Raw genomic sequence first — 9,913 nt, forward strand, 5'->3', positions numbered from 1 at the left:
CGCCGGCCGCGCCGCGGCCCCGCCCGACCCGGCCCGCGAGCCGCCGCCCCGCGGCGGCCGCTGACCGCTCCCCGTCCCTCACCCCAACCCGGAGGCCCCCGCATGAGCCACATCGTCACCGTCGCCGCCAAGGCGACGGACCCCGCCGCCCTCGCAGCGGCCTGCGACCGGCTGAAACTGCCGCCCCCGCAGACGGAGACCGTCACGTTCTTCGATCGCAGCGTGCAGACCGGCCTCGCGGTCCGCCCGCCGGGGTTCGTCTACCCGATCGTCTGCGACACGGAGACCGGCGACCTGTACCACGACACCTACGAGGGCCGCTGGGGCGACGAGTCCTTCGTCGGCCGCCTGCTGCAGGCCTACGCCGTGGAGAAGACGAAGCTCCAGGCCCAAGCCCGCGGCCATCGCATTGCGGAGACCGCTCTCCCCGACGGTTCTGTGAAGCTGACCGTCACCGCCGGGGCCGCCGGCTTCGGCGTCCCCCAGTACCTCGCCGCTGCGGGGGCCGCCTGAGATGTCCCCCCGCATCGAGATCACCGTCACCCCCGCCGGGGAAACGTCCGTCGAGACGAAAGGCCTCGCCGGCCCGTCCTGCCGGGCGGCCAGCCAGCCCTACGAGGACGCCCTCGGCGCCAGAACCGCCGAGCGGCGGACGCCGGAGTACCACGCGGCCGCCCCGGTCGCCCAGTCGGTCGAGCAGCGGGCCTGACGCCCGCCGCCCGGCCCCCCTTCTTTCACAACCCACTCCCACATCAAGGAGACGCCGATGCCGCGTCGACCGCAGGGTCCGTCCCCACCCGAACCCGCAGACAATGCCGCCCCCGGCACGCCCCCCGGACTGACTGAGCGACTTTCGGAGCTGATCGCGGCCGCCTTCCCGGGCGTGCTGGCCGTCGGTCCCGAACCCGAGGAGGTTCTCCGGGACCTTGGCGCCCTCTGCCGGGAGCGGGGCTGGAATCTCGCGATCTGGACCGCCGACGGCGGCGAGGACGGCCCCGCCGACCCGCTCGCCGCGGTGAAGGCCCTGCCGCAGTCCGGCGACGGCGAGACGCCATCGTTGCTGGCGATGGTGCACGTCCATCGGTACTTCAACAGTCCGGAACTGCTGGCCGCGGTCCGGTCGGCGTTGGCGGCGGGCAAAACCCGCCGCACGCACCTGATCCTCGTTCAGCCGACCGGCGAGTTGCCGCCGGAGTTGTCCCGGGACTTCGCCGTGCTCGACTGCCCGTTGCCCTCCCGGGCCGAGCTGGAGGCCGTGGCGAAGGGCGTCGCCACCGAGGAGGGCGAACTGCCCGACCCGCTCGCCCCCGTGCTGGACGCGGCGGCGGGCCTGACCCGCGGCGAGGCGGAGAACGCCTTCGCCCTCAGCCTCGTGCGGCACGGTCGGCTGGACCCCGGGCCGCTGTGGGAGCTCAAGGCGAAGCAGCTTGCCGCGGGCGGTCCGCTGACGCTGCACCGCGGCGGCCCCGGTTTCGACGCCCTCGGCGGCATGGCCGCCCTGAAGGCCTTCTGCCGGACCGCCCTGACGAACGGCTCGCCGCGGGCCGAGGCCAAGGGCGTGCTCCTCCTCGGTCCCGGCGGCGTCGGCAAATCGACGTTCGCCAAGGCCCTCGGGGCGGAGGTCGGTCGGCCCACCCTCACGCTGGACGTGGGGGCGCTGATGGCGGGCCTCGTCGGCGCCACCGAGGAGAACACCCGCCGGGCGTTGGCGACGATCGAAGCCATGGCCCCGGTGATCTGCTTCGTGGACGAGGTCGAGCGGGCCTTGGCCGGGACGTCCGGCGGGGCCCACGACTCCGGGGTCTCGTCCCGGCTGCTGGGGACGCTGCTGAGTTGGCTGGCGGATCGGCCGGCGGGGGTGTTCGTCGTCTGCACCGCCAACGACGCCTCGAAGCTGCCGCCGGAGTTGACCCGCAGCGGGCGGTTCGATGCGACCTTCTTCCTCGACCTGCCCGGCTCCGACCAGCGGGCGGGCGTCTGGGAGACCTACCGCGAGCGGTACGGGATCGCCGCCGGCGACGCCGCGTCCGCCGACGCCGGCTGGACCGGGGCGGAGATCGAATCCTGCTGCCGGCTGAGCGCCCTGCTGGGCGTGAGCCTGGCGGAGGCGGCCACGCACGTGGTGCCGGTCTCCGTCTCCGGGGCCGAGTCGCTGGACCGGCTGCGGCGGTGGGCGAGCGGCCGCTGCCTCGACGCCGAGGCCGGCGGCGCGTTCCGCCCCGGCGGCGACCGCGGCCCCGACGCCCCCCGCCGGCGGACGAGTCGGCCGGCGAAGCAGAACTTCGCGTTGAACTGATCGCCGCCCCTGTCCGGCGTCCCCGCTTTCACACGCCCCGGCAGTCCGCCGGGGCGTTTTCGTTTCCCCCACCCGAGAAACAAGCCCATGCCCCTGCTAGTCGGCCCGCCCCGGCGGGCCCGAACGACCGACGACCCCGACCTGTCCGACGCCGAGACCGACTGCGGCGCCGCCGAGGTCACGATCGTCGACGAGGAGCGGGACCACCGGGAACGGGACCCCGCCGACCGTCTGCGGGGCGACGCCGCGGCCGTGCGGCTGCACGTCTCCTGGCCCGGCCTGCGTCGGACGCTGTCCGCCGAGCAGAAGGACGAGGCCGCCAGCCCCTTCGACGCCGAGTCCGGTTCGCTGTCCGCAAGTAAGAAGCTGCTGGATACGAAACATCCGGCTCTCAGGGCCGCGGCCAAGGTGCGGCACGCCGCCGTGTCGCACTGGAAGAGCAGTTCGCTGCCGTACCCGGAGGCCGGCGTCCGCCTGCTGCCCCGGACCGACCTGCCGGCCTTCGAGCGACGGATGGGCGACCTGCAAGCGGAGTTGGCGGACGCTGCGGCCGAAGTCGACCGCTGCCGGGACGAACTGGTCTCCCGGGCCCGCCGCCGGCTGGGCGACCTGTTCGATCCCGCCGACTACCCGCCGAGCCTGGCCCCGCTGTTCGGCCTGTCGTGGGACCTGCCCGCCGTGGAGCCCCCGGACTACCTGCGGCGCCTCTCGCCCCGCCTGTACCGGCAGGAGTGCGACCGCGTCCGCCAGCGGTTCGAACAGGCGGTCCAGTTGGCCGAGCAGGCGTTCGCGCAGGAACTGGCCCAGTTGGTCGAACACCTGCGGGAACGCCTGACCGGCGGCGAGAACGGCGGCCCGCGGGTGTTCCGCGACTCCGCCGTGGAGAACCTCACCGAGTTCTTCGCCCGGTTCCGCCGTCTGAACGTCGGCGGCAACGCCGAACTCGACGCCGTCGCCGCCGAAGCGGAGGGCCTGATGCGGGGCGTGGACCCCGCCGATCTGCGGGCCTCGACCGGCGTCGGTTGGTTGCAGGACCGCGTGCGGGAGGGACTGGCCGGCGTGGCCGAGGCCCTCGACCCGCTCGTCAGCGACGCCCCGCGGCGCCGCGTGCTGCGGAGCCCGCGATGAGCGGCGCCGTGCAGGAGCTGTTCATTCGCCCCGACGGCGTCGCTCAGGGCCTCTACGGCGAGCTGATCGACGCCGCCGCCCTCGGCGCCGCCTCCGTCGTCCGGGCCAGCCATGTCGAGCCCGCCCCCGGCGGCGGGTGGACCGCGGACCTCTCCCCCAGCGGCGGGCCGACGCTCGGGCCGTTCCCCCTCCGCAGCGCCGCCCTCGCCGCCGAGGCCGACTGGCTCACGCGGCACCGCCTTTCCCCGCCGGGCTGACCGCGCGGACCCATCAACGTCTTCCCCCTGAGCGGCGGGCCGGCCACGCGCCGGTCCGCCGCTCTTCCTTTCCCCACCTCCCCCCTCACGAACAGGAGTTTTCGACGATGCCCCAGCACGAACTGAACCGCCGGATCGCCGCGGCCACCGGCGAGAGCGTCGGCGCCATCGCCCGCCTCGGCTTCCAGTTGGACGGCCCGACGGCGTTCGCCCACCCCGACGACGACCTCGGCCCCATCGACTGGGACGCCGAGCAGGCCCGGCGGCGGACGAACCCGGCCCGCTGCGGCCGCGGCAAAGTCGCCTTCCACTGAGCCGGCGACCGCCGGCCCCGCGACCGGCGGCGGGCTGATCCCCGCCGCCGGCCTTCTTCCTTCACCCCACTTTCCCGAACCCCAGGAGGCCCGATGCCCCCGCTCATCCTGCCCCGCCGGACGCTGCACGGCTTCCGGCTCGTCCTCAAGAAACATCTGTCCCTGAAGGGCCGCGACGCCGGCCCGCCGATCCGCCTCCATGCCGCCGAGGAGGGCGGAACCCGCCTCACCGCCGTCGCCCCGGACGGCCGGGGCGTCAGCCTCGGCCTTCCCGGGGACCGCCCGCCGGCGGACCTCGTCCTGCCGTTCGGCCTGCTGGCCGAGGCCGGCGCCGCGAAGGCCGGCGACGTCTCCCTCGCCGGCGCCGACGGCGGCACGGCCGTCGTCGCCAACTGGGAGGAGAAGGGCGTGCCCCAGTCCGCCCGCGGGACGCTGGAGAAGGCCGACCGCGACCGGGCGGCCCATTTCGACGTGCCGTCTGTCGAGGCGGAGCATGATCCCGGCGAGGACTTCGCCGCGGCCCTGCGGCAGGCCGTCGCCGTCACCGATGCCGAGTCGACCCGCTACGCCCTCGGCTGCGTGCGGCTGGACCCGCACGCGGGCCGGGTCGAAGCGACCGACAGCCACTGCCTGCTGATCGCCCGCGGGTTCGCCTTCCCGTGGGACGAGCCCGTCCTGTTGCCGGCCTCGCACGCCCTGGGCTGCTCGCCGTTGAAGGACGAGGAGGTTCGCGTGGCGAGGGTGACGGACGGGCCGAAGGTTCCGCTCGTGGTTCTGTCCGCCGGCGACTGGACGCTGTGGACGCCGGAGGCCCGGGACGCCCGCTTCCCGGACCTCGATCGAGTGGTGCCCGCCGGCGGGGGGAAGGCGTCCGTCGTTCTCTCCGAGGCCGACGCGGCGTTCCTCGCCGACCGGCTGGACCGCCTGCCGGGCGCCGGCGACTCCCGCCGCCCCGTCACGTTGGAGGTGCGGGACGGCGTCTTCCTGGTTCGGGCCGCCGAGGAAGGCGCCGCGGCGGTGGAGTTGGCGACGGCGTATTCGGAGGTCAGGGGCGGGGCGGTCGCGGTCGCCGACCGGCGGTTCCTCGCCCGAGCCCTCGCCGCCGGCTGCGACCGGATCGCTCTGCACGGGCCGGAGGAGCCGGTCCGGTGCGACGCGGCCGGGGACGGCGGGACCACCGTCGTCTTCGCCACCCTCGCCGGCGACGCCGTCGCCGCCAGCGGGGCCGTCCGGCTGACCGCCGAGGCCCCCGCGCCCGCCGCCCCGGCGACCGTCCCGTTTCGTTCCCCCGACCCCGCCCCCGAGATGCCCCGTTCCCAGCAAGACGCCCCCGCCGCCGACCCCGAGGCCCTCCTCGACCGGGCGGCCGCCCTGACCGCGACCCTGTCCGAGGCCGCCTCCCAGGCCCGCGCCCTCGCCGCGGACCTGCGGAAGCTGAAGAAGCGGGACCGGGCCGTCGCCACCGCCCTCGACGGCCTCAAGCGGCTCGGCGGCCTCGCCGCGTAGCTGCTCGCTCCCGTCCCCCCTTTCCCCTCACCCACAGGAGGTCTCCGTCATGTTGAAGATGAATTGCGGCCTGAGCCGCAAGATCGGCCAGCCGGACTACGGCAGCCGCGGGGCCCAGGTCCACCTGGAGGTGGAGCTCTCCGCCGAGCTGCTGAAGGACCCCGAGAAGCTGCGGCGTCAGATCCGCGGCTGCTTCGGCGTCGTCCGGCAGGCCGTCGACGCCGAGCTGGGCGTCGCCGGGCCCGAGGACGGCGAACCCGCCCGCCTCCCGGAGGCGCCGGCGTCCCGGCCCCCGGCGGACCCGCCGAGCACGCCGAAGCAGGTACGGGCCCTGCACGCCTTCGCCCGGCGGGCGGGGGCGGACCTGGCCGCCGAGCTGCGGCGGCTCGGCGTCACCGACGCCGCCGCCCTCTCCCGCCGGCAGGCCAGCGGCCTGATCGACGGCCTCAAAGAGCGGGCCGGCGGCCGCTGACCCACCTCGTCTTTTCTCCCGCCCCCCCCGCGGCCGTCCCGGCGGGGGCGGCCGCGGGTCGTCCCGTCCCCGCCGATCCCCATTCCCCCTTCTCCAGCGACTCGAAAGAACCTTATGTCCCTGTTCGTCCCCTCGCCCCCCTCACTCGACCGCCCCGCCGTCGGTCTGGCCCTGGCCCTCCTCCGTCCCGCCGCCCGCGTCGTCTGCCGTTCCGCGGTCGCCCTGGCCGCCGTCGGCCTGGCGACCGGTCCGCTGGGCCGCGGCCTCCGCGGCGACCGGTGACGTCCCCCCCGCCGGTTCGCCGGCGGCCGGCTCCCCGCACGTGCGGGGGGCTTCTTTTTAGGTGAGCGGCTTATATGCGAAATCGTGCGGAGGGTTGCGGGCGACCCGCGTCAAGCCGACGTCCGCAGTCTGCCGGGCGCCGCGGCTCGCCTAGCCTCCCGCCGCGAACGTCCGGAATTTCGGACGCGGCCTCCGGGTGCGTCCGAAGTTTCGGACATGGCGGACGCCGTCCGACGAGCGGCTCGAATCTGAAATGCGGCCCGCCCATACGCCGCCCCGCGCGGCCCGGAGACGTCGCTCCCCGCAGGCCTCGGATGAATTTTTGATCCTCTTGCGGCCCGCGGCGCCCCGCGCCTTTAATTACTGCACAACAGACCATTACAGTTCCCGCAGAGCCGCGGTTTCGGCGGCGGACGACGTGTCGACGAACCTGGCCCGGACGCGATTCGACCCGGTCTGAGCCGAGGGGTCCCCGGGTCGGGCAAATTAGTTCCGGTCGAACCCGGAGGGCCGTCATTTGAGGTCCGGCCCCGCCGAACGAGACGCCATGGGGCGCAGGCCCTCCGCGTCCGCCGCCCCGGCGGAGACCTCGCGATCGTCATCGACGAACCCGCCGTCCGCGGCCTCCGAAGACCCCCACGTGAACGAAGATAAGACATGAAGCGAACCCTTGCCGAGCGGTACGAGCGCGGCAGCCGGACGCACGTCCTCGACTTGCTGGAGGACGCGCGCGGGAGGAACTCCCTCACGAGTGCCCTGAGGGGGACGGGCCTGCGGCCGGCCGCCGAGCCGCACTTCCGCCCGGCCGGCCGGGGCAGGGACGTAACCGAGTACGAACTGGAGGACTACCTCGGGGAGGTCGGGCCGCCGCTCCCGGCGCTAGAGCCGACGTGGTGGGTTCGCCACCGGGAGGGGGCCGCCCGCGGCCCGGTGTGGGACCTCCTCGCGGTCTTGGAACCCGTCGGCGGCGGGGCGCCGGTCGCCCGGCCCGGGCTGCTCCTCGTCGACGCGAAGGCCCACGCTTCCGAGTTTCGCCCGGAGAAGGGGATGTCCGAGCCGGAAGATTCGGACCGGTCCCGCGAGAACGCCCGACGGATCCGAAAGCCTATCAAGGAGGCTGAGCGCCGGCTCAACGTCCTGAACCGCTTGATGGTTCGATTTCCGACCGAGCGTCATTATCACCTCGTGAGCCGCCTCGCATACGCCTGCGAGGCGGCCTCCCGCGGCTGCGCCGCGGTCCTCATGCTGCTGGGCTTCACCGGCGACACGACCTTCCCCGACCACTTCCGGGGCGGGCCGCACTGGCAGCGGGAGGTCGGGGCGTACCTGCACGGCGTCCTCCCCCTTTGGACGCTCGACCGGCCGCTGCCGGTCGTCGACGGCGAAGGGCGCGAACGGGGCACGGTTCGGGTCGTCGCCCCCTCGATCCCGGCGGCGCCGGGGTACGTGCGGACCCGCGGCTGATCTGGGCGGCGGCGGCCGCCGCGTTCGGGCCGGACGCGGGAGGGACGTCGAGCAGAATCTGCGGGCGGGCCGGTCCCCCGCCCCGGGCGGCGTCGCCGGGGCCGCCGCCTGCCGTTTCGGGGACGTTCGCGGGGAGGTGCGGCGAGCCCGCCGGGCGCCGCGAAGCGGTCTCGGCCCAAAGCGGTCCGGGCTCCCCGGGACGCAATGGGGGGCATCCGCTCGGCGGTAGATGAGCGCCGGTCGTCCACGGACCTGACGAAAACCGGCGAGGCGGACCTTCGGAACCGGACCGACGCCTACCGGCCCTGCCGGTTCGCACCGGCTTCGGCTTGGGGGCCCGGGAGGCGACTCGGGGGCGGGCGAGACGGCCGACGGCCGACTCCGTCCGCTCCTTGGGTCACGAGATCCTCGTACGGGAGACGGGGCAGTGGGGAGGGCCGGTCCCGGGAGCCCCCCCGGTGGCGGCCGTCGACGCCGTCGGGCGGCCGGGACTGCGGGTCGTCCGGCGGGCCGGGCGGAGCGGTCACGGGATTCGGCGGCCGGACAGTCCGTCCTCGCACCCGGGCGGTTCCGGGCGGCCGCCCCGCCGGATGCCATGACGGCTCTCCGAGCGATGTCCGTCTCCGGAAATCCGGACGTCCGAAACTTCGGACGTTCGCCGTCGGCCGCTCGAATTTTGGACGTCGGTCCGGCTGCGGCGTCCCGGCGACGTGATCCGGTCGCCGCCCGGCCCCGCGGCGACTCACGGTCGTCACGAAACCCGCAGGCCCGTCGGCGCCGCTCCCCGCCGCCCGGGACGCTCCCGGGGCGAACCGACGCCGTGGAAGGGGGGCTGCCGCCGCGGGAGATCCCCACGGTCGAGTTTGTGCGCGCCCTGAGAGCGCACCCGCTGTGACGCGCGGCACAACGCCGCACCCTTGGATCGCCACGTTCTGGACCCTGTCGACCCCCCCGACCCTTTTTTTAGGGCGTGGGACCGCTCCGGCCGGGCCGCGACGGTGGGCGATCAATCCACGGCCGTCGACGACGCCCTGGGTCAGACTCCGCCCGGGTCGCCTACTATTGCGCTTCGCCGCGCCGGCGGATGACGTCGGGGCGGAGCGAATCCCGCCGTGAAGGAACCCGAGATGACGGACGACGAGGGGGACGCGGTGCCGCTGGGCGGCGCTGCCGCACGGCGAGCCGACGCGGCGGGGGATGCCGTTGGTCCGCGCGGGCGGGGACGGCGGCGCCGGGCCGGCGTACTTCCTCTCCAAATCGCCGGAAGGCACGCCGCTGTCGATGCTGGCCGCGGTCGCCGGCGGGGTCGGGGCGCTGCGGGCCTGCCTGCGGGGGGCCCGGCGGGACGCGGGGCTGGACGGGTACGAGGTGCGGAGCTGGGACGGCTGGAACCGGCACGTGACGCTGTCGATGCTCGCCCACGCCGCCCTGACGGCGGCACGGACGCCGGACGGGGCTCCGGAGGGGAGGCCCACGTCCCCGACGTTCGCCGTCCGACCCGGGTGAGGCGTCCCGGCGGCGGTCGCGGGCGGGACGCCGGCGGATCCCGACGGACGCGTTCCCGCGGAGGAGAACCGGGGGGAACGCGGCCGGGAGGGAGCGCGGCGTCTTCCCCGCCGGCCCGGCGACGGCCCCGCGGCCGCCGGGGCGGACGACGACCTGATTGACGAAACCGACGACGCGGAACCCGGTTCCCCCATACGGGCCGGCGGGCCCGCTCGGAGGACTCGCGAACGCGTCTCCGGTCGCCGAGTCGCGGACGCCCCACACGAGCCGCCGCGTCTCACCCCCGCCCGCCGGGGCCCCAGCGGGACGGGACGCGGTCCCAAAAACGGAGGCGACAGGCGAGGCGAAAGGCCGGCGGGCGTTCGGGCGTCAGGGTCAGCACCGCTTCCCCCGCTTCCGGGGAGGGGGCCGGCGGCCCGTCCGGCGCCGTCGCCTCGAGGATCCTCGCGCACCCGTCGAAGAGGACGCGGTCCTCGACCGGGCCGCCCGCGGCGGCCGAGAGCGCGTCGACGACGGCCCCGCAGAACGCGCGGATCTCGACCACGTCGTAGCCGGACCGGAAGGCGCCGCGGCGGTCTCGGAAGCGGACGGGCCGGATCGGCCCGGGGAAGCGGGGCCGGATCCGCTCGTCGCCGGCGATCCGCTCGAGGGGGTCGCCCTGCCCGCGAGGCCGGTCCTCCGGGAGGCC

Annotated in this window: 12 protein-coding genes; 11 read left to right on the forward strand and 1 reads right to left on the reverse strand. The window is 75.3% G+C overall.

Translation table 11 applies throughout. The annotated features are described in order from the left end of the window. The first annotated feature begins 102 nt into the window (after positions 1-102). The 11 genes from ACG2DA_RS19795 (at position 103) to ACG2DA_RS19845 (ending at position 9,225) form a co-directional block, all read left to right on the forward strand. Positions 103-513, forward strand: coding sequence for a DUF1257 domain-containing protein (locus ACG2DA_RS19795; RefSeq protein WP_395258034.1), 411 nt, complete (start codon positions 103-105; stop codon positions 511-513). Position 514: 1 nt separating this feature from the next. Further along, positions 515-709, forward strand: a complete 195-nt coding sequence (locus ACG2DA_RS19800; RefSeq protein ID WP_395258036.1) for a DUF2997 domain-containing protein — start codon at positions 515-517, stop codon at positions 707-709. 57 nt (positions 710-766) lie between these two features. Further along, a complete protein-coding gene (locus tag ACG2DA_RS19805) occupies positions 767-2,296 on the forward strand; it encodes an ATP-binding protein (protein WP_395258038.1) in 1,530 nt (509 codons plus the stop codon). Positions 2,297-2,383: 87 nt separating this feature from the next. Further along, positions 2,384-3,424 (forward strand): hypothetical protein, encoded by a 1,041-nt coding sequence (locus tag ACG2DA_RS19810; RefSeq protein WP_395258040.1) that lies wholly within the window; start codon positions 2,384-2,386, stop codon positions 3,422-3,424. After that, the gene (locus ACG2DA_RS19815; protein WP_395258042.1) at positions 3,421-3,681 is read left to right on the forward strand and encodes a hypothetical protein; all 261 of its coding nucleotides are present in this window, start codon (positions 3,421-3,423) and stop codon (positions 3,679-3,681) included. Before ACG2DA_RS19810 ends, ACG2DA_RS19815 begins: the two co-directional genes overlap by 4 nt. Positions 3,682-3,788: 107 nt before the next feature. Beyond that, positions 3,789-3,995: a hypothetical protein gene (locus ACG2DA_RS19820; protein WP_395258043.1), complete on the forward strand. Its 207-nt coding sequence runs from the start codon at positions 3,789-3,791 to the stop codon at positions 3,993-3,995. A gap of 93 nt (positions 3,996-4,088) precedes the next feature. Further along, positions 4,089-5,501: a hypothetical protein gene (locus tag ACG2DA_RS19825; protein WP_395258045.1), complete on the forward strand. Its 1,413-nt coding sequence runs from the start codon at positions 4,089-4,091 to the stop codon at positions 5,499-5,501. Between the two features lie 49 nt (positions 5,502-5,550). Further along, positions 5,551-5,973: a hypothetical protein gene (locus ACG2DA_RS19830; protein WP_395258047.1), complete on the forward strand. Its 423-nt coding sequence runs from the start codon at positions 5,551-5,553 to the stop codon at positions 5,971-5,973. 114 nt (positions 5,974-6,087) lie between these two features. Then, positions 6,088-6,255, forward strand: a complete 168-nt coding sequence (locus tag ACG2DA_RS19835) for a hypothetical protein (RefSeq protein ID WP_395258048.1) — start codon at positions 6,088-6,090, stop codon at positions 6,253-6,255. 657 nt (positions 6,256-6,912) lie between these two features. Further along, positions 6,913-7,719 carry a hypothetical protein gene (locus ACG2DA_RS19840; protein WP_395258050.1) on the forward strand — a complete coding sequence of 269 codons (807 nt, stop codon included), beginning with the start codon at positions 6,913-6,915 and terminating at the stop codon, positions 7,717-7,719. A 1,197-nt stretch (positions 7,720-8,916) separates the two neighbouring features. After that, on the forward strand, positions 8,917-9,225 hold the full coding sequence (locus tag ACG2DA_RS19845; RefSeq protein ID WP_395258051.1) for a hypothetical protein: 309 nt from the start codon (positions 8,917-8,919) through the stop codon (positions 9,223-9,225). Between the two features lie 277 nt (positions 9,226-9,502). On the opposite strand, the gene ACG2DA_RS19850 is transcribed toward ACG2DA_RS19845, so the two are convergent. Next, a partial coding sequence (locus ACG2DA_RS19850; RefSeq protein ID WP_395258053.1) for a hypothetical protein occupies positions 9,503-9,913 on the reverse strand: 411 nt, incomplete at its 5' end.

It is taken from the genome of Alienimonas sp. DA493 (assembly GCF_043951915.1).
Taxonomy (GTDB): Bacteria; Planctomycetota; Planctomycetia; order Planctomycetales; family Planctomycetaceae; genus Alienimonas.